The 19815-nt window shown below is 69.1% G+C and carries 19 protein-coding genes and 1 pseudogene; 7 read left to right on the plus strand and 13 right to left on the minus strand.

Annotated features, from left to right (window positions below):
- The first annotated feature begins 131 nt into the window (after positions 1-131).
- Positions 132-953, plus strand: a complete 822-nt coding sequence (locus D5S19_RS18465) for an NADPH-dependent oxidoreductase (protein ID WP_120024590.1) — start codon at positions 132-134, stop codon at positions 951-953.
- Positions 954-1198: 245 nt separating this feature from the next.
- Here D5S19_RS18465 and D5S19_RS18470 read toward each other — a convergent pair whose 3' ends face one another.
- From D5S19_RS18470 to D5S19_RS34185, 13 genes and pseudogenes are all read right to left on the minus strand, one after another.
- Positions 1199-1672 carry a MarR family winged helix-turn-helix transcriptional regulator gene (locus tag D5S19_RS18470; protein WP_158605563.1) on the minus strand — a complete coding sequence of 158 codons (474 nt, stop codon included), beginning with the start codon at positions 1670-1672 and terminating at the stop codon, positions 1199-1201.
- Positions 1673-1687: 15 nt separating this feature from the next.
- Positions 1688-2551, minus strand: coding sequence for an ABC transporter substrate-binding protein (locus D5S19_RS18475; protein ID WP_158605564.1), 864 nt, complete (start codon positions 2549-2551; stop codon positions 1688-1690).
- On the minus strand, positions 2548-3546 hold the full coding sequence (locus tag D5S19_RS18480) for an ABC transporter substrate-binding protein (protein ID WP_120024593.1): 999 nt from the start codon (positions 3544-3546) through the stop codon (positions 2548-2550). The genes D5S19_RS18475 and D5S19_RS18480 overlap by 4 nt, the downstream gene beginning before the upstream one ends.
- A 272-nt stretch (positions 3547-3818) precedes the next feature.
- Positions 3819-4598, minus strand: a complete 780-nt coding sequence (locus tag D5S19_RS18485; RefSeq protein WP_120024621.1) for an amino acid ABC transporter ATP-binding protein — start codon at positions 4596-4598, stop codon at positions 3819-3821.
- Positions 4599-4609: 11 nt separating this feature from the next.
- A complete protein-coding gene (locus tag D5S19_RS18490) occupies positions 4610-5491 on the minus strand; it encodes an amino acid ABC transporter permease (protein ID WP_120024594.1) in 882 nt (293 codons plus the stop codon).
- Entirely contained in the window at positions 5488-5889 is a 402-nt protein-coding gene (locus D5S19_RS18495) for a PaaI family thioesterase (protein WP_120024595.1), read from the minus strand. The genes D5S19_RS18490 and D5S19_RS18495 overlap by 4 nt, the downstream gene beginning before the upstream one ends.
- Complete coding sequence (locus tag D5S19_RS18500; RefSeq protein WP_120024596.1) at positions 5883-6962, minus strand: aminotransferase class V-fold PLP-dependent enzyme; 1080 nt, start codon at positions 6960-6962, stop codon at positions 5883-5885. Before D5S19_RS18500 ends, D5S19_RS18495 begins: the two co-directional genes overlap by 7 nt.
- Positions 6959-7681 (minus strand): enoyl-CoA hydratase/isomerase family protein, encoded by a 723-nt coding sequence (locus tag D5S19_RS18505; protein WP_120024597.1) that lies wholly within the window; start codon positions 7679-7681, stop codon positions 6959-6961. The genes D5S19_RS18500 and D5S19_RS18505 overlap by 4 nt, the downstream gene beginning before the upstream one ends.
- A gap of 183 nt (positions 7682-7864) precedes the next feature.
- Positions 7865-9013 (minus strand): CaiB/BaiF CoA transferase family protein, encoded by a 1149-nt coding sequence (locus D5S19_RS18510; protein WP_158605565.1) that lies wholly within the window; start codon positions 9011-9013, stop codon positions 7865-7867.
- Positions 9010-9975 (minus strand): transporter substrate-binding domain-containing protein, encoded by a 966-nt coding sequence (locus D5S19_RS18515; protein ID WP_120024599.1) that lies wholly within the window; start codon positions 9973-9975, stop codon positions 9010-9012. Before D5S19_RS18515 ends, D5S19_RS18510 begins: the two co-directional genes overlap by 4 nt.
- 149 nt (positions 9976-10124) lie before the next feature.
- Positions 10125-10700, minus strand: coding sequence for an AAA family ATPase (locus D5S19_RS18520; RefSeq protein ID WP_120024600.1), 576 nt, complete (start codon positions 10698-10700; stop codon positions 10125-10127).
- A 484-nt stretch (positions 10701-11184) separates the two neighbouring features.
- A complete protein-coding gene (locus D5S19_RS18530; protein ID WP_233574021.1) occupies positions 11185-13509 on the minus strand; it encodes a transketolase-like TK C-terminal-containing protein in 2325 nt (774 codons plus the stop codon).
- 270 nt (positions 13510-13779) lie between these two features.
- Positions 13780-14115, minus strand: a pseudogene (locus D5S19_RS34185) (CapA family protein); the annotation flags it as partial.
- 356 nt (positions 14116-14471) lie between these two features.
- On the opposite strand from D5S19_RS34185, the gene D5S19_RS18535 reads away from it, so the two are divergent.
- The 6 genes from D5S19_RS18535 (at position 14472) to D5S19_RS18560 (ending at position 19774) form a co-directional block, all read left to right on the plus strand.
- Complete coding sequence (locus D5S19_RS18535; protein ID WP_120024603.1) at positions 14472-15317, plus strand: HpcH/HpaI aldolase/citrate lyase family protein; 846 nt, start codon at positions 14472-14474, stop codon at positions 15315-15317.
- Complete coding sequence (locus D5S19_RS18540; RefSeq protein ID WP_120024604.1) at positions 15314-16474, plus strand: CaiB/BaiF CoA transferase family protein; 1161 nt, start codon at positions 15314-15316, stop codon at positions 16472-16474. Before D5S19_RS18535 ends, D5S19_RS18540 begins: the two co-directional genes overlap by 4 nt.
- On the plus strand, positions 16471-16965 hold the full coding sequence (locus D5S19_RS18545) for a MaoC family dehydratase (RefSeq protein WP_120024605.1): 495 nt from the start codon (positions 16471-16473) through the stop codon (positions 16963-16965). The genes D5S19_RS18540 and D5S19_RS18545 overlap by 4 nt, the downstream gene beginning before the upstream one ends.
- Positions 16962-18134, plus strand: a complete 1173-nt coding sequence (locus D5S19_RS18550; RefSeq protein WP_120024606.1) for an acyl-CoA dehydrogenase family protein — start codon at positions 16962-16964, stop codon at positions 18132-18134. The genes D5S19_RS18545 and D5S19_RS18550 overlap by 4 nt, the downstream gene beginning before the upstream one ends.
- Before the next feature lie 32 nt (positions 18135-18166).
- Entirely contained in the window at positions 18167-18487 is a 321-nt protein-coding gene (locus tag D5S19_RS18555; RefSeq protein WP_199730560.1) for a muconolactone Delta-isomerase family protein, read from the plus strand.
- Between the two features lie 231 nt (positions 18488-18718).
- Positions 18719-19774 carry a dipeptidase gene (locus tag D5S19_RS18560; protein WP_233574022.1) on the plus strand — a complete coding sequence of 352 codons (1056 nt, stop codon included), beginning with the start codon at positions 18719-18721 and terminating at the stop codon, positions 19772-19774.
- Positions 19775-19815 lie beyond the last annotated feature (41 nt).

The raw sequence follows: 19815 nt of genomic DNA on the forward strand, positions 1-19815 counted from the left end.
GTTCGGCGCCACAGTACGGCCGCGGGCCGGGCGGTGGCAGCGAGTTCCACGGTGTGGAACACGGAATATCCCGGATACCGTAGGTCGTTACCGGAAAGTTCACGCCGCATCTCTATCCGAAGTGGAGCCCGATGACGCCGCAGGACGACGACCTCTATCGTGGCCGCTACGGGAACGGGGCGCCCGTGGGCGCGCTGAGCCGGTGGAGCGACGTGCTGTCCACTCAACTGGCTCACCGTTCCGTGCGTGCCTACTTGCCCGACCCCGTGCCGGAGACCACGATCACGACGCTGGTCGCCGCAGCACAGTCCGCGTCGACATCGGGCAACCTGCAACTATGGAGCGTGGTCGCCGTCCGCGACCCCGACCGGCGGGCACGGCTGGCGGAGATCGCTGGCGGGCAGCAGCATATGGTCGAGGCGCCACTGCTGCTGGTGTGGCTCGCCGACCTGTACAGGGCCCGGCGCGTCACCGAGGACCTGGCGGCGGCGACCGAGGGCGCCGACTACCTGGAGAGCGCGCTCGTCGCGGTGGTCGACGCAGCGCTCGCGGCCCAGAATGCCGCGTTGGCCGCGGAATCACTGGGCTTGGGCACGGTGTTCATCGGCGCGTTACGCAACGACCCGCTCGCGGTCGCCGCGGAGCTCGCGTTGCCGCGGCATGTGTTTCCGGTGTTCGGCCTTCTCGTCGGCCATCCCGATCCGGCCCGCCCCACCGAGGTCAAACCACGGCTGGCGCAGCGGGCCGTGCTGCATCACGAGCGATACGAGCCGGACGAGGTGTCCGAGGAGGTGCTGCGCTACGAGAGGCTCATTGCGGACTTCTACACCGGCGCTGGTCTCCCGCCCAGCTGGACGCGCCGGGTCGCGAACCGCTTCGGCAGCGTCGCCGGCCTACGGGGCCGCGACAAGCTGCGCGACGCCTTCCGGCGACAGGGGTTCGAGCTGCGCTGACCGCATGGTGTGAGCCCGCCACTGGTCGTCCGTGGGCGGACGATGGTCATCGTGAGGTTCCTGTCGTCTTCGCCGCCGGTGGTGCTCAGCCATATCGCATATCGCCGCGCGAATCTCGCCGATCCGCCGAGCGGTCCGGCCACCAGGTCCTGCACCTGCACGCCGACGGCGACGGGCAAGCAGCACTGCGAAGCCCCCGGTGCCGCGGCGGGACATCCGGGTCCGGCCTGGCGGACCTGACGGCTTCAGCCGCCGGGAAAGCCGGCATTGATGCGGCGGACGCAGGCGCGGATGGCGTCGAGCAGCTCCGCTCGCTGCGGCGGTGGCACGCCGTCGAGCATGCGGTCCTCGATCTCCTCGGCGACCCGGTCGCAGCGGGCCGTGAGGCGGCGGCCTTTGGGGGTGAGCCGGGTTTCGAGGATTCGCTGGTTGGTGCCTGAGGGTTTGCGGGTGATCAGCCCTTCGGCGATGAGGGAGGAGATGACCTGGTTCATCGCCTGCGGGGTGACGTAGGCGCGGCGGGCGAGCTGGGCGTTGCTGAGCCCGCTGCGGCTGCGCAGCACGGTCAGGGTGGCGTACTGGTGCGGGGAGAGCCCGAGCGGTTTGAGGCCCTGCTGCAGTTCCCGCGTGATGCCCCGGTCGAGTCGCCCGATCGCATAGAGGAGCCGGAGCTGTGGCGGGGTTTCGTTCTCTGCTTCGGTGAGTTTGGCCTGAGGCACCAGGGCAGGTTACCGTCACCGTGCGGGCGCCGCGGCGACCACCGTGATCGCGCGGGGGATGACTCCGAAGCGGTGGAAGAGATCGGCGCCGTACTGCTGTTCGGCGAGGAACTCCTCGTCCACGGCGTGCACGCCCCAGTGCCGTTTCGTCAGCGCGGGAAGCCAGGTTTCCGGTGTGCCCCCGCGGCTGCTGCGCGCCAGCAGGGCCGCGACCTCCTCGAGGTGGCCGGCTGCCCAGCGTTCGGTGGCTGAGACGGCGTCGACGAACGCCTGTGCCTCGCTGGGGTGGTCGCGTACCCAGTCGCCGCGGCCGAAGAACACCGAGCGGTTGCGTACCAGTTCTTCGGTGGGGGCGAGGACACGGATATCGGTGAGTGCGCGCAGCTGGCTGTATGCGGGGTCGACGACGAGCCAGCTGTCGGTGCCGGCGTCGAGGAAGTCCTGTCCCTGTGCGGTGGCGGCAACGTCGGTGACGGTGACGTCCTGCCACGCCAGGCCGGCGCGGTCGACGGCGACGGCGAGGGCGTGGGTCTGCCAGGAGCCGACGGTGAAGGCGATGCTGCGCCCGCGTAACCCGGCCAGGTCACGGATCGGCGAGTCCGCCGGGACGACGATGCCGCCGGGGTCCGGGTGGGGTTCGGACGCGGCGAGGTACACGACGTCGAGATCCTGGGCCTGCGCGACGATCGGCGGGGTGGACCCGGTGGCGCCGACGTCGATGGTGCCACCGGTGAGCAGGCCGACCGTGCGGCGGCCGTCGTCGTAGCGGGTGAACGTCACGTCCCCGGCCACCTGGAGCAAGGGTTTCTGGAGTTCTTCGACGTGGCTGAGAATCCAGGTGGCGAGGTTGTTGGGGTGGGTGCCGATGCTGATGGTCATGAGTGGACCTCCGGGGTGCCGAGAAGGGAGCTGGACGCGGCGAGCGGGGCGGGGTCGATCCAGTCGGAGATCGAGAAGTCCTCGGGCAGCACGCCGTGGCGGAGCAGGAACTGTTTCTGGTCTTCGAGATGATCTATCCATTCTGGACGGAGCTCGGGTTCGAGGCGGTGGGCGAGCGTGTGCCCGTAGGCGCGGGTGACGCCCGTGGCCGACGAACCGGTTTCGGCGGCGACGATGCGCGTGGTCTCCGCCGGGTTCGTGCCGGCCCATCGAGCCGCGTCGCGCAGGGCGGCGACGTAGCGGGCGACGGCGTCCGGCCGGTGGGCCAGCAGTTCTTCGCTGACGGTCAGGGTGCGCGGGGTGCCGTTGTTGATCTGCCACCGAGGATCGTCGAGTGTGGTCAGGTCGAGCACGACGCGCAGGTTTTCCTGGGCGAGCACGTCCGCGCCGGGTGCGCCCTTGACATAGGCGACGTCGCCGAGTCCCCTCCGGAGAGCGGCGACGGTCGCGCCGTAGAAACCGTCGGCGCCAACGTCGGTGGTCTGCGGCAGCGGGGCGGGGGCGTCGATGAGCCGCACGTCGTCCAGGCTGAGGCCGAGGGACCGCAGTGCCGAGTCGAACCCGCGCAAGGCCATGGCGCGGAAGAAATCCACGCGCTCACCGCCGTGCGTGGGCAGGATGAACCGCGCCCCAGGCAGGTCGCGAGGCTTGGTGATCCCGCTGTCCCGGCGCGTCACGACGGCCTGCAGTTCGGGGACCCAGGTGAGTCCGATCAGCCGGGTCCGCTCGCCGCGGGAGCGGGCCCACAGTGCCGGCACGTTGCCGCCCTCGCGGAAGAGAGCAGGGAGCTGGTGGTCGAAATGTGCCTCACCGGCATCGGAGGACTGCAGTGGTGCGACGTTCAGCCCGGCCGCGGTCAGGCGCCCGGTGTCGATGGCGATGCCGGAGGCGGTGGGCACGGGGCAGCGGGTGTACCAGAGCTGCTCTTCGGTCATGCGGCCTCCTCAACGGACGCGGCAAGCCGCGACTGTGACACCACGTCGGCCAGGCATGGCGTTGATGATTCGGACCTGCAAGCAGTCCTCATGCGGCCTCCTCAACGGACGCGGCAAGCCGCGACTCTGTCACCACGTCGGCCAGGCATGGCGTTGATGATTCGGACCTGCAAGCAGTCCTCATGCGGCCTCCTCAACGGACGCGGCAAGCCGCGACTCTGTCACCACGTCGGCCAGGCATGGCGTTGATGATTCGGACCTGCAAGCAGTCCTCATGAGAGTCCTTCCGGGACGGGGTTTCCGGTGAGGCGGCCCAGAAACGCTCGGGTGCGGTCGTGTCGCGGGGCGCCGAGCACCGCATCGGGCGGGCCGAGTTCGAGGATGCGGCCGTCGTCGACGAAGGCGATCCGGTCGGCGACGTCGCGGGCGAAGCCGATCTCGTGGGTGACGACGAGCATCGTCATGCCCTGCTCGGCGAGGCGCTGCATGGTGGCCAGTACCTCGGTGATGAGTTCGGGGTCGAGCGCGCTGGTCGGCTCGTCGAAGAGCATGACCTTCGGGCGCATCGCGAGCGCACGGGCGATCGCGACGCGTTGCTGCTGCCCGCCGGACAGCTGGCGGGGATAGCTGTCTTCGCGGCCGGCGAGGCCGACTTCGGCGAGCAGGGTCCGCGCCCGGTCCGCCGCTTCGGAGCGCGAGAGGCCGCGGACCGCGATCGGCGCTTCGGTCACGTTCTCCAGCGCGGTGAGGTTGGGGAACAGGTTGAACTGCTGGAACACCATGCCGATATCGGCGCGCTGGCGGCGGATCGCCCGGTCCGGCAGTGCCCGCAGCCGGCCGGACTGGGCACGGTAGCCGATGACCTCGCCGTCGACCTCGACGTACCCGGCGTCGGGTGTTTCGAGGTGGTTGACGCAGCGCAGCAGGGTGCTTTTGCCCGAGCCGGACGCGCCGAGCAGGCAGATCACCTCACCGCGGGCGATGTCGAGGTCCACACCGCGCAGGACGCGGTGCGCGGCGTAACTTTTGTGCAGGTCCGTCACGCGGATCATCGGAGGTCCGGTCACGGGTGCCTCCTCACCAGCGCGCGCAGGCGTTGCCACGGAGTGGGCGGGAGCGCGCGCCGCGCGCCGCGGGCGAAGTACCGCTCGATGTAGTACTGGGCGACCGACAGCACAGACGTCACGATCAGGTACCAGAGGGTGGCCACGGCCAGCAGCGGCACGATCTCGTAGGTGCGGTTGTAGATGAACTGCGCGGAGTAGAGCAGGTCGCTGACCGCGATCACGCTGACCATCGAGGTGCCCTTGAGGGTGCCGATCAGCAGGTTGCCGGCGGCGGGCACGATGCTGCGCATGGCCTGGGGCAGCACCACGCGCCGGAAGATCCGGATCTTGCTCAGCCCGAGCGCCGTACCGGCTTCGAGCTGGCCGGGGTCGACGGCGAGGATGCCACCCCGGACGATCTCTCCGGCGAGCGCGGCTTCGTGCAGGGTCAGCCCGAGCACGGCGGCCGTCATCGCGCTGATCGCGCTCGACAGGCTGGGGTAGAGGTAGCCGATGTTGAACCAGAACAGCAGCTGCACCAGCACCGGGACCGAACGGAAGAACCACACGTAGGCCCAGCCGATCCACTGCAGCACCGGGTTGGCGGACAGGCGCATGGCGGCGACGAGGATGCCGCCGAGGAAGCCCAGGGCGGTCACCACCGCGGTGAGCCAGATGGTCAGCCACAGCCCGCTCAAGATCTGTCCGGACAGGACATAGCTTGCGACAACCGGCCAGCTCATCGCCCGGTTCTGCGCCAGTGACGCGACTGCGGCGCCGACGACCGCGAGCGCCACCGCCCCGGCCACCCAGCGCGCGGGATGGCGCCGCCCGGCCAGCGGCGGTGTTCCGGCGCGCGGGCTTTCCCGCTCGACCCCGGGGTCGACGGACACGCTCATGACGAAACTCCGGTGACCAGGCAGGTGACGCGGGCGGTGCAGACGAGCGCGCCGGTGTCGTCGGTGATCGTGACCTCATAGGTCGCGACGCGGCAGCCCCGGCGCAGCGCGCGGGTGACCGCGGTGACGAACCCGTCGCGGACCGGCCGGTGGTGGGTGGCGTTGAGCTCCACCCCCAGTGCGGTGCCGCCGAGCTCGGCGGCGTGCAGGTGCGCGGCCAGCGAAGCCGTGCTTTCGGCGAGCATGCACGACGCGCCGCCCGCCAGCAGCCCGGCGGGCTGCCGGTTGCCGTGCACCGGCATGCGTGCGGTGACCCCGTCGGGGGTCGCGGACAGCACCTCGATGCCGAGGCGGTCACGCAACAGCGGTTCGCCGACGGCCGGTGGCGGGTTCACCATGTCAGTACCCCCTTCTCCGAGGCCAGGTTCCCGACGGCGCAGGCAACCTGCTCCAGCTCGCCGCCGGTGAGGAAGGGGCCCGCGGACAGCCGCACGGCGCCGATCTCGGTGATGCCGCGCGTGGCGATCCGTTGTCTGCCAAGCGCTTTCGCCACTTCGAGGGGATCGGTGCCGGACACGTGGACGGCGACGAGCCCGGCTTGGTCCCCGGGCGTCACGACCTCAACCCCGGGCAGGCCGACGAGAAGTTCGCGCAGCCGCGCGGCATTCTCCCGCACTGCCTCGGAAAACCGTTGATGTCCATGGCCTTTGCGCCAGAGCAGTGCCGCTCGGACGCCTTCCCAGATGGCAGGCGGTGTCGCGCTGTGGATCTCGCGCGCGCCGTCGCGCACGACGAGCCCGCCCGCACCTTCCGGCCCCAGCAACCATTTCTGCAGCGGGAAGGCGTAGAAGTCCGCCCCGAGCGCGAGCGTGTCGATCTCGATCGCGCCGACCGCCTGCGCGCCGTCGACCAGGACCCGGGCGCCCTGAGCGTGCGCCGCCGCGATCACCTTCGACAGTGGGAGGACCAGGCCCGCGCCGAAGGTGACGTGCGAGACGACGACCAGGCGTGCTCCCGCGGCGAGTTCGCGAGCGAGGTTCGCGGTGAGGTCTTCGGCCGTGTCTGCGTTCACTACGACGGCGGTGAGCGCGTGCCGGTCCGCCGTATGCCGGATCGTCGTGAGCACATCGGGGTGTTCGAGTGCGGTGGTCAGCACCCGGTCACCCGGCTGCCACGGCTGGGTCGAGAGAACCCGCTCGATCCCGTCGGTGGTGCCGCTCGTCAGGGCCAGTTGCTCCGGCTGCGCGCCGACTAGCCCGGCGAGCAGGTGCCGCGTCTCGTCCAGCCGTTCGGCCGCCCGCGCGAACCGGCGGCCCGACGCTCGGCCCTTGGCCACGTCGAGGTCGAGCGCACCGACCATGGCGTCGCGGACCGGGGCAGGCAGTGGGCCGACGGTGCCGGTGTTGAGGTACAGCAACCGGTTCAGTGCCGGGATGTCGGCGCGGACCGCGGTGACGTCGAGCCCGCTCATGCCCCGGCCTCGCGCAAGACGCTGCCCGCGGCTTCGATCGCCTGCTCGAACGACACCGCTCCGTGTGTGCGCAGCCTGCGCAGCCACGCGTGCGTCGCGGCCAGCGCGGCGGGCTGGTACCCGGCGATGTTCGCCGCGACGGCGACCGCGCTCGCGCGTTCCTCACCCGCCGGGACCAGGCGCGCGGCCAGACCGGCCGCGACCGCTTCTTCCCCGGACAGCCACCGCCCGCCCAGCAACAGGTCCGCGGCCAGCTGCGGGCCGCCGCGGGTGTGCAGCAACCAGCCGCCCAACAGCCCGGGCAGCCCCGCGGACAGCTCGGGCATGCCCAGCCGGGCACCCGGCCCGGCGATGACCAGGTCGCAATGCAGGGCGAGCTGCAATGACGCGCCGGCGGCGATCCCGTGCACGGCCGCGACTGTCGGCAGTGGATAGTCGCACAGGGTGCGTTGAAGGCGCAGCATCAGTTCCCGGTGCTCGTCCCCTTCGGACGGTGCATGCGCGGCCAGCTCCTTCACGTCGATTCCGGCGCCGAACGCCCGCTCGCCCGCCCCGGCGAGCACGACCGCACGGGTGCTGCCGTCCACGGCAAGCTTGTCCAGTTCGGACACCATCGCAGCGGCCAGTTCGCGGGAGATCGCGTTGAGCCGCTCCGGGCGCGCCATTTCCAGCACGACGACCCCGGCTTCGGGATTTTCGGTACGGAGCACGGTGGTCATGCGGCCGCCTCCTCAACGGACGCGGCAAGCCGCGACGGTGACAGCACGTCGGCCAGGCATGGCGTTGATGATTCGGACCTGCAAGCAGTCCTCATGCGGCCTCCTCAACGGGCGCGGCAAGCCGCGACGGTGGCACCACGTCGGCCAGGCATGGCACTGACGATTCGGACCTGCAAGCAGTCCTCATGGCACCTCCGTGGGCGCGGCGAGTAGTTCGTCCGTGTGCTCCCCGACAGCGGGTACGCGTCGCCGGGGCGCGGCGTCGTCCCAGCCGTGGAATCGCAGCGGCGACCGCACGACCCGGATCGGGGTGCCATCGAGATCCTCCGCCCCGGCCACGAAGTCCGCGCCACGCGCGGAGACCACATCCTGGTAGCCGCGGATGCGGCCGGCGGTCAGGCCCGCGCCGTCGAACAGCCGCAGCCAATCGTCGACCGACGCGGTGGCGAGCACCTCTTCCAACGCCGCGGACAGCGCCTCGCGGTTCGCGACACGCGCGTCGACAGTACTGAATCGAGGGTCGGTGATCCATTGTGGACGGTCGAGCAGTTCGCACAGGCGGGTCCAGTGCTGGGGCAGGTGCGCCGAGAGCACCAGCGTGCCGTCCGCGGCCCGGAAGACGTCCGCGGGTGCCGCGTAGGGCGCGCGGTTGCCCACCCGCTCGGGTTCCCGCCCGGAGTCGAGGAACTCGGCAATCGGCTGGGCCTGCAGGTGCACGCCGACGTCGAACATCGAGACCGCCACCTCGCCCGCCGTGCCGGCGCGAGCGCGGCCCAGCAATGCGCTCACCACGCCCAGCGCGAGCACGTAACCCGAGGCCGCGTCGATGACCGGCATCCCGGCCTTGACCGGGCTGCCCCCGGCCTCGCCGGTGATCGACATCAGCCCGGTCTCGGCCTGTAGCACGATGTCCACGCCACCGCGCCCGGTGTCCGGCCCGGTCTCGCCGAACGCGGACAGGCGGGCGACGACGAGGTCCGGGTTGCGCTCGCGCAGCACGTCCGCGCCCAGCCCGAGCCGTTCCATCACCCCGGGCCGGAACGAGGACAGCACGGCGTCGGCCGTGTCGCATAGTCTCAGCGCGGCCGCAAGCCCTTCGGGAGCCTTGAGATCCACGGCGACCGAGCGCTTGTGCACGTTGTAGGCCGCGAAGGACGGCGCGGTCAGCCCGCGCTCGACACGGCGTGACCGCGCGTTGCGCATCGGGTCACCGGCACGGTCCTCCACCTTGATCACGTCCGCGCCCATCGCGGCGAGCAGGTCGGCCGCGGCCGGCCCGGCGATGAGCCGGGTGAAGTCGATGACGCGCAACCCCGCGAGTGGACCGCTCACCCGCCGAATCCCGTTCCCTTGGCACCGATGTTCACGCCCGGGTCGAGCAGGTTGCCCGCCACTCCCCAACGCTGGAAGACCTGCGCGTAGTAGCCGTTCTGCCGCACCTTCTGTAGCGCGCCGAGCACGGCATCGCGCAGTCCGTCGTGCCCCTTGGGCAGGGTCCAGCCGAGCACGAGCGTGCCGGCCTCGGGCAGGGCGACCGAATCGACCGGCTTGCCCCGCGACTTGTCCCAGACCACGTTGAAGTCACTGCCCACATAGGTGTCGATGCGACCGGAGATCAGCGCCAGCTGCATCGACGGGATGTCGTCGAAGCTCGACAGCTCAGGTGCCGGACGGCCGGCGCCCTGGCAGACCTTCTGCAGCTTCGGCAGCACCGAGGTGGAGCCCTTGACCTCGCCGAACTTCTTCCCGCAGACGTCGGTTGCCGAGGCGATCTTCGCCGGATTGCCGGACTTGATCATCAGCACGTTCCGCGAGAGTGTCGTGTCGATGAAGTCGTACTTCGCCTGCCGGGCCTTGGTGTCACCGTTGGTCGAGGTGGTGAGGTCGATCCGGCCGGAGTCGAGCGCCAGCAGCTGAGCGGCGGTGCTCGGGTAGATTTCGGAGGAGAACTTCACGCCCAGCAGCTGCGCCACGGCCGACGTCAGATCCGCGTTGAGCCCCTTGACCTCGGCCGCTGTCGCACCCGGGAAGTTGATCGGCGGCAACCCCACACTGGTGGCGGTCTTCACCACGCCGGAGTCGCGAACGGCCTGCGGCAACAGGGCGCGCAGCGCGTCGTCGGGCGAGAACGACGGCTGGAGCTGAGCCTGCTGGGAGAGATCGGTCACCCCCGCGGGGGCCGCGGTCGTGGCCTCCTCACCGGACCCGCAGCCGGCCAGTCCGAAAAGGACAAGAGAAGCGAGCCCCGCGGCGAAACGGCGGGAGCGGGGGAAAGTCGCGGTCGATCTGGGCACGGTAGTCCTCTTCCAGGCAACGAGCGGCGCGACGGCGCCGGTGCGGCGATGTTAAGGACCTTGATACTCGAACGTCGAGCATGTCTCATCATCTGGACGAACGCGCCGTCCCGGCTCATGCCGGGCACCGGATCTCTTCGGAGCGTTCGCTATCCGGGCTTCGCCTCCGGACCAGACGGCAGGTCGTCGGCGCACAGTGGTGTTTGCCCCTTCACGGCTGCCTGCTCGACGATGATGTCGGCTGCGCGTCTCGCGCTCGCGATGGCTGTGTCGATGATCAGGTGTTCGCGGTCCCAGGCTTCGTATTCGCGGTCGAGCACCTGCCGCCAGGTCTGTGGGGTCAGGCCCGGGATGTCGATACGGCGGTTCTCGACTCGCGATCGGTGTTCGGTCGGATCGGAGCAGATCAGTTCGACTTCGAGCAGCCATGCGGCGTTCTCGCCGGCGACCCGGGCCCAGGCGTCGCGGGTGATCTTCAGGGGATTCACGCATTCGGCCACGACAGTGACGCCGATCCCGAGCTGGTCGCCGGCCAGGGCGTATCCAGTCAGGTACCCAGCTGTCCTGGGCGGCGCGGCCAGCTCACCGGATTCCACGAGGGTCTGCTCGATGGTGTCGATGCGCAGATACGCCGCCCGCAGCGCGCGGGCCAGTGGCGCCGCTATCGTCGACTTGCCTGTGCCGGGAAGGCCGCTGAGCAGAATCAGGCCGGACCGTGCCGCCATCGTCCCTCCTTGTCAGTACCGTGACCGTAGGCCTACGGGCACGGCGACGACCGCGCCGGTGTCCGCGATGTGAGATCGCGACGGCGGGCGTACCCGGCGATTTAGGCTCGGGAACCATGGCGGCCGGCTGCTGCAGATCGACATCTCGCGGTTCCGGGACAGCTCGGCCGATTGCGAGGAGTTCCTGGCCGAACTGCGGTACGCGGCCTCGTCTTCGGCTTCTCAGGCGCGAGCTGCGTGACACCGGCCTCAAGCAAGCACCGTGGTCAGCGCGGGCCCCCGCCGCGGGCACCGGCGGCGGTGTGCTCGTGGCCGGAGCGGACGGCATGTCCGCACGGGGGCGGCGCCCGCGTTCCGGTGGGTTCCATGATCGCCGGTGTCTGCCCCACCGAAACGGTTTCGTTCTCCTGGGCCAGAATTTCGCGGATCGTGCCCGCGAACGGCGCGGGCACTTCGGTGTCGATGTTGTGCGGTGCTCCAGTCGTCAGTCGGCGAGGTCGAGGGCGGCGCGGATGATGCTGTCGGTGTCGATGCCGTGGTAGCGGTAGACCTCGTCGAGCGATCCGGACTGGCCGAAGCGGGTGACCCCGAGCGCGGTGGTGCGAACGCGGTTGATCGTGGCCAGGAAAGACAATGTGTGCGGGTGTCCATCGAGGACAGTGACGAGCGGCGCCGCGCGCTCCTGCGGGAACACCTGGTCCAGGATCCACGACTCCGCCTCTTCGTGGCCCTGCCGGGCCCGCACGGCGCGGTAGAGCAGGTCGGGGCTTGTCACGCAGACGACATCCGCGATGGTGCCCGCGGCCGCGAGCCGGTCGGCGGCCGCGAGCGCCTCCGGCACCACGGCGCCCATCGCGGCGATGGTGACCTGCGCCCCGGGAACGCGGCGCAGCGGGTAGGCGCCCGCCACGACCTGGCGGCGCCGGCGTTGCCTGGCCGCGGCGTCGGCAGGCACGGCGGCCAGGGACTGGTCGACCGGTTTCGTGGACAGTCGCAGGTAGGCCGACCTACCGCCGGGTTGACCGAGCCGGCCGAGGCTGGCCAGCAGTGTCCATTCGGTGTCGATCGCGAACGCTGGTTCGTAGGTCACACAGCCTGGTTGCTCCAGCCCGATGGAGGGAGTCTTGATCGACTGGTGCGCACCACCTTCCGGGGCCAGCGACACACCCGACGGGGTACCGATCAAAATGGACTGCCCGCCCGCGTAAATCGCGTAGGACCACGGTTCCAGTGCCCGCTCGACGAACGGGTCGTAGAGCACTCCGATCGGCAGCAGGGGCTCGCCCCACCGGCTCCAGGTCGCACCCAGCTCACCGATGAGGCTGACCAGGTTCACCTCGGCGATGCCGAGCTCGATGTGCTGTCCCGTCGGTTTTTCCCGCCAGTGCAGGATCGTCTCCGCGTCATCGGCGAACCAGTCCGGTCGTTCGGCCGAGGACCACACCCCGACTTTGTTGACCCAGCCACCGAGGTTGGTCGTCGAGCTGACGTCCGGGCTCACGGTCACCACGCGGCGGGCCGCTTCCGGCGCCTCGCGCGTCAAATCCAGCAGCAACCTGCCCAGTGCCGCCTGGGTGGTCGCCGTTCCCGACGGGGTGCGCCCGATGTCGGCCGGCAGCGCGGGCGGCCGGTGCGGGGTGTTCTCCGCTCGGCTCAGCCTGTCCGCGGTGTGCGCACACAGCAGCTGAGCCGGGCTGCCTTCGGTGAAGGGCCGCCACGGATCGTCGAGGTCTGTCCTGAGCCGCGACGCCAGTTCGCGCATCTGCTCGTCGGTCAGCAGCGCCGAATGGTTCTGCGGATGGCCCTTCATCGCCAGCCCGTATCCCTTGACGGTGTAGGCGAAAATGACCGTCGGGCGGGTGTCGTCGATCCCCTCGAACGCGGTGTCCAGCGCCCCCAGATCGTGACCGCCCAGGTTGGTGACGGCTTCGGCGAGCATGTCGTCGTCAAGGCCCGCCACGAGTTCGGCGATGCGCGGCGCTCCCGGCCCGGCCCCGGGCAGCCGTTGCCGCAACTCCTGACCGTCGCAGCGTAGCAACCGCTGATATTCCGGGTTGGTCATCTCGTCGATGCGCTGCCGCAGCTCGGTTCCACCGGGGCGGGTGAACAGACGCTCCAGCAGCTGCCCGTACTTGAGGGTGATCACCTGCCACCCCGCGGCGCCGAACATGCCCCGCAGCTTCTCCGCGGCGATATTGGGCACGACACGATCCAGCGACTGCCGGTTCACATCGACGATCCAGACGATCTCACCAAGCTCCGTCACCGCCGGGTCGAGCACCGCCTCCCACACGGCGCCCTCATCCAGCTCCGCGTCCCCGACGAGCGAGTACTGCCGTCCGGTCCCGGCGCCGCCACCGTGGGCTTCCACGTAACGCCGCGAAATGGCGCCCCAGATCGGCGCCGTCGCGCCGATTCCGACCGATCCGGTGGAGTAGTCCGCGGGATCGGGATCCTTGCTCCGGCTCGGATAGCTTTGCAGCCCACCGAACTCGCGCAGCCGCGGCAGGTAGGACGCGTCCAAGCGGCCGAGGAGGTAATTGATCGAGTGCAGTACAGGCGAGGCGTGCGGCTTGACCGACACGCGGTCCTCGGGCCGAAGATGCCGGAACCACAACGAGGTCATGATAGAGACCATCGACGCCGACGAGGCCTGGTGACCACCGACCTTCAGCCCGGACGGGTTCGGCCGGACACGGTTCGCGTGGTGGATGATCGCCGAGGACAGCCACAAGACGCGGCTCTCGACTTCACGCAAGGTTGTGAATCCGGCGCCAGCCTTCTGCGGGCTGGTCATTGCACTGCTCATCGGGCTCCTCACAGAGACGAATGCTTTCCGGCAAAGCTGGTGCACACAAGTTCGGTACTGCGGGTGAAATGTGGGGGAGGGGTCAAAAAGTGGTTCGCCCGAGGGATCGAGAGTGATCGGTGTGATCCGTAGCGCGGGCGTAGCGCTCTCGTGGAGGTCGATCTCGAACACTCCGCTGTCGAACCAGGGGCCGCAGAACCGGCGGGAACTCTGGTACGAAAGTCCAAAGTAGACCTCTTGGGCTGTGATTTCGGCAGTGTGAGACAGGAAGTTTCCGGCTGAGTAGATGATCAGGCCGTCGTTCCACATCTGGGCGGGATGCCGGCAGTGTGGATGCGTTCCGGCCACGACGTCGGCTCCTGCGTCGACCAGTCGCCGGCCCAGCGGCTGCCGGTATTCCGCGAGCAGGCCCTGGTTGTCCGGCAGACAGCACCAGAGCACGCCCCAGTGAACGCGCACCACGACGCGATCGGAGGCGGCCTTCGCGGCTCGCACGCGCGCCTCGGCGCGGCGGACGTGTGCCTCCTGCGCGGTTGTGCGGATGTTCCGGGGGTGTGCCCGGCTGTTCCCGCATCGTCGTGCCGTCGAAGGCGAAGCTCTGATCAACGCGGATGGATGCGATGGCCGGCCGCACCGAGGCGGCGTTGCATCCGGGTGGAAGGGTGCAGCGGGTGCTCAGCACGATGAGCCTGCTTCCGTCAGGCGTCTCGACGACTGTTCCGGCATCGGCATCGGCATCGTCCAGCGTCGGCCCATCGCCTGCGTGGCGCATTCCCGCTGCGGACCCGCTGGGTCGCCATCGGGTTTCCTGGTCGGCACTGTGCCGCCTGTGACAACGAGCTTCATCGGTGTCCTTCTCTCGATGTCCGAGCACTGCTTGACAAAGTCGTCCGATCAGGTCAGGCTCTGTTCTATTGTGTAGCACATCGTTCCGACTAGGTGAACACCCAGGAGGGTGCCCGATGAATCTGGGCCGGACACTGTTGTTCTCGCCCGGGGACCACTCGCGACGAGTCGAGCGGGTACTGGCCTCGTCGGCCGCGACCGTCGTCCTCGACCTCGAAGACGGCGTGGCCGATGGCGAGGCCAAGGCGCGAGGCCGCGCCACGATCGCACACGCGCTGTCGACCACCGATCGTGCCAAGGTGTTCGTGCGCGTGAATGCGACCGGAACCGCTGACCATGCCGCGGACCTCGACGCGCTCGGCCCGGTGCTCGGCCGCACGACCGGGATCATCCTGCCGAAGGTCGAGTCGCGCGAGGAGATCACGGTGCTGGCGGCCAGGCTGGGCGAGTTCGAGCGGGTGGCCGGGTCCGCGCCTGGGTCGCTGAAGGTCGTGCCGGTGATCGAGACGTGTGCGGGTCTGCTCGTGGCCCCCGAGATCGCTGCCTCGGTTCGGGTCGCCGGGCTGATCTTCGGTGCTCTCGACCTGGCCGCCGAGCTCGCCGTGTCGCCGATAAGTGGTCTGGACCATACGCGTGCGCAGGTCGCGGTCGCCGCACGAGCCGCAGGGCTTCGCGGACCGATCGACGGTCCGCATCCGGACCTCGACGATGACGACGGACTCGCCGAAACCAGCCTCGCGTCGCGCGCGTTGGGATTCAGCGGCCGGGTCGTCCTGCATCCGCGCCAGATCGACATTGTGGAGCGTGCCTACACGCCAACGACGGACGAGATCCTCCGCGCACGGCAGATCGTCCAAGCGTCCGAATCCAATGCCGGCAGCCTGCGCCTTCCCGACGGCACCTTTGTGGACAGGCCGGTGGTAGCGCGCGCGCAAGCCCTGCTCGCCGAGGTGGGGGAATGAACAGGCTTCCGCTCGAGGACATCACGGTAGTCGGTCTGGAACAGGCCGTCGCAGCCCCGCTCGCCACACGGCAGCTCGCCGATCTCGGGGCGCGGGTGATCAAGGTCGAGCATCCCGATGGCGGGGATTTCGCCCGAGCGTACGACGATGTGGTCGGGGGTCAGTCCAGTGTGTTCGTCTGGCTGAACCGGGGCAAGCAGTCCGTCCAGCTCGATCTCAAGACCGCCGTCGGCTGGGAGGCGCTGGAGGACATTCTCGCGTACGCGGACGTCCTCGTCGCGAACCTTTCACCTCGGGCCCTTGCCGCGCTCCGGCTCGACGCGGACGCCGTTCGACCACGTCATCCGAACCTGATCGTGTGCACTATCTCCGGATACGCACCGGACGGGCCGCATCCGGAGAAGAAGGCCTACGACGCGCTCATCCAGGCCGAGGTGGGGCTCATGGCATTGACAGGCTATGCCGACGCGCCGGCGAAGACCGGGATCTCGGTCGCCGACATCGCCGCGGGATCGTTCGCGTTCAGCGGGGTCCTCGCGGCCCTGCGCCATCGTGACCGGACCGGGGAGGCCCTGCCGGTCCATGTGCCGCTTTTCGGTGCTCTCACCGAGTGGATGGCCTATCCGCTCTACTACACCTCGCACGGCGGTCGCGCCCCGATTCCGATGGGGACCGCGCATCCGACCATCGCCCCCTACGGAGCCGTCCCGACCGGGGAGGGCACACGGGTGATGATCGCCGTGCAGAACGACCGAGAATGGCAGCGTTTCTGTACGGACGTGGTGCGGTTTCCCGAGTTGGTCCGGGACCCCCGGCTGGCGACCAATTCGCTGCGCGTGGCGAACCGCTCCTATCTCGACGAGCGGCTCGACCGAGCCTGCGGGGCCGTGCCCGAGGCTGAACTGATCACCAGGCTGGATGCCGCGGGAATCGCGTGGGCCCGGTTGAACGAGGTCGGCGACCTGGAGCGGCACCCGGAACTGGCGTCGCCTGCCCGGTGGCTCACCACCGCGACCCCGACCGGCGACGTTCCCACGCTGACCCCTGTCGCCACCCCGGGAGGCCGGACTGCGGGTGGGGGCGCCGTCCCGGCCCTGGGCCAGCACACCGCATTCGTGCTCGCCGAACTGGCAGACAGGCGGAGGGAGACCCGATGACAACGCATCTCGGCTGGCAGGGCCGGTTCTTCGAGGACTTCGTGGTTGGTGACGTCTATCAGCATCCGCTTGGCCGCACGATCACCACCACGGACAACATCTGGTTCACCCTCCTGACGCAGAACACGGCGCCGCTGCATTTCGACCACGAATATGCCCGGCGGACCGAGTTCGGCAAGCCGCTGGTCAACTCGACGCTCACGCTCGCTTTGGTGGCCGGGCAAAGCGTCACGGACGTGTCGCAAAACGTCTTCGCCAACCTCGGCTGGACCGACATCGTCTTGCCCGCGCCGGTTTTCGAGGGCGACACGATTCATTCGAGCTCCACCGTCCTCGATGCCCGGGAGTCCCGTTCGCGACCAGGGCTGGGCGTGGTCACGGTGCGCACCGAGGGCGTCAAACAGGGCGGCGAAACCGTGATCGAGTTCAGCAGGACCTTACTGGTCTACAAGCGCGGGCACGGTCCGCGATCGGAGGAAACGGCGTCATGACCACGGCCGCAACCGGCGAGAACCGCGCAGAGCTGCGGCGCGACCTGCGCGAGCTGATCGACACCATCTGCGCCGACTACCCGGACAGCTACTGGCGCGAGGTCGACGAGGCCCGTCGCTACCCGGAGGAGTTCGTCGACGCCTTGACCGGTACCGGATGCCTCGGCGCGCTCGTGCCCGAGGAGTTCGGGGGGCTCGGGCTCGGCCTCGGTGATGCCTCGGTGCTGCTCGAAGGCATCAATGCCAACGGCGGCAACGCCGGCCCGGTTCACGCCCAGCTCTACACGATGGGATCGGTGCTGCGCCACGGGAGCGACCAGCAGAAGCGGCGCTACCTCCCCGATATCGCGGCGGGCAAGGTCCGGCTGCAGGCATTTGGCATCACCGAACCCACCGCGGGCAGCGACACGACCAAGATCCGGACCACCGCGACGCGCACGCGGGACGGATACGTCGTCAACGGGCAGAAGGTGTTCATCTCCCGGGTCCAGCATTCGGATCTGATGCTGCTGCTGGCCCGGACCACGCCGCGGGAAGAGGTCGAACGCAAGTCCGATGGGCTGTCCCTGTTCCTCATCGATCTGCGCGAGGTCGACGGGGTGGAACTGCGCCCGCTGCGCACCATGGTCAACCACGAGACCAACGAGGTCTTCTTCAACGACGTCCACATTCCCGCCGACGCCCTGATCGGCGAGGAGGGACGTGGTTTCCGGTACGTGCTCGACGGCATGAACGCGGAACGCATCCTCATCGCCGCGGAATGTGTCGGCGACGGCCGGTGGTTCGTACGCCGCGCCGCGCGCTACGCCTCCGAGCGGGAAGTGTTCGACCGGCCGATCGGCCGGAACCAGGGAGTCCAGTTCCCGATCGCCCAGGCACACGTGCACATCGAGGCGGCTGACCTGATGCGTTGGAAGGCCGCTGACCTGTTCGACGCCCGGCAGCCCTGCGGCGCCGAGGCGAACATGGCGAAACTGCTGGCTTCCAACGCCTCCTGGGAGGCTGCCGACGTCGCACTGCAGACCCACGGCGGCTACGGCATGGCCGCGGAATACGACATCGAGCGCAAGTTTCGCGAGACCCGGCTCTACCGCATTGCACCGGTCTCATCGAACCTGATCCTGTCCTACATCGGCGAGCACGTTCTCGGTATGCCCCGCTCCTTCTGACTACCGAAAACCGACTCCGACGGGAGAACACCGTGTCTGATTTCCTCGTCACGATCGACACCGCCGGTGTCTTCGCGCTGCCGGCCGAGGCGCGCGCGGAGGTTGTCGCGCGAGAACAGCGAGCCGGTCTCGCCCTGATGAAGGCGGGTACGCTGAAGAGCATCTGGCGGGTCCCCGGGAAGCACCGTAACGTCGGGATCTGGTCCGCCCGGGATGCCGACGAGTTGCACACGGTGCTGAGCTCGCTGCCGATCTTCCCTTATGCCTCCTTCGACGTGACCGCACTGGCCACGCACCCCCTCATCACCGGTGACTACGCCTTTGCCAGGGCCGGGGCGTCGTCGGCGCACTAGCTTTGCGCCGCGGAAGCCGTTACCATGTGTGCCACACTTCAGGACGCCATTCCACACAGAGGAACGGTATCGGCTCAAGGAGGAGTACAGGTGACATCTACGCGCTACTCCGGGTATCAATCCTTCTCGTATCTGGAGCCGGGAGCGGACTTCCGGGACTTCACGCTGGCTGCGGACGTCGACCGGCTTCCTGGCCACGATCTCCGGCTCACCGCCGAGCAGGAGGCGCGTGTGGCGCGGCTGCTGGCCGACAACATCGTCGTGTCGCTGCATGACCATCCTGTTCGCCTGCCGGAGAAGGCCGAGGTCGAACTGCTGGCGTGGAACCGCGAGGCCCGCCTCGCCTACGGATACGCAGGCTTGAGCCGGTCCGGCATGGACGCTGTGTTCGACAACCTCGGCTGGGGTGCGTGCGAGTCACGCGCGGGCTGGAAGTGGGACGACGTCATCACCGACCTGGGCATGCGTTTTTGCGATTTCGCCCACCAGGACTACGTGATTCGCGCCGAGTCGGTCGAGGACATCCGTCGCGCGCACGCCGAGGGCAGGCTCGCCGTCGTCGCGGGGCTGGAGGGCGCCGCACTCATCGAGAACGAGGTCGACCGCATCGACGTGCTGTACGGGCTGGGAGTGCGGCAAATGGGCATCGCTTTCAGCGATTCCAACTCACTCGGTGGTGGGCTACGGGAGAAACGTGACGGCGGCCTGACCACCTTCGGCAGGCGCGCGGTCCGGCGCATGAACCAACTCGGCATGGCCATCGATCTCTCCCATGCCGGTGACCGCACCGCCTTGGACGTCATCGAGGCGAGCGACAAACCTGTGCTGATCACCCATGCCGGCGCCCGCGGACTCTGGGACACGCCCAGGATGAAGCCCGACGAAGTCATCCGGGCCTGCGCCCAGGCGGGTGGCATGATCGGCATCGAGGCAGCCCCGCACACCACGGTCAGCCCAGAACATCGCAGGCACACCATCGAGTCCGTGATGGACCATTTCCGGTACTGCGTGGATCTCGTCGGAATCGAGCACGTCGGGTTCGGACCGGACACGTTCTTCGGCGACCACATGGGCCTGCACCATGCGATGAGCGAGAAACTCGGCGTGCGGGATGCGATCACTTCCGGGCCCGCGTTCGAGCCGGTCGAGTATGTCGCCGGACTGGAAAACCCCGGCGAGTGCTTCCCGAACATCACCCGCTGGCTGGTCGCACACGGCTATTCCGACGAGGATATCGCCGCCGTGATCGGCGGCAACGCCCTGCGTGTGCTCGAGAAGATCTGGTAACCAGCCGAAAATCGCACCATCGCTCGTCCACTGTGGAGTAC

Source organism: Amycolatopsis panacis (assembly GCF_003600245.1).
Lineage (GTDB): Bacteria > Actinomycetota > Actinomycetes > Mycobacteriales > Pseudonocardiaceae > Amycolatopsis > Amycolatopsis sulphurea.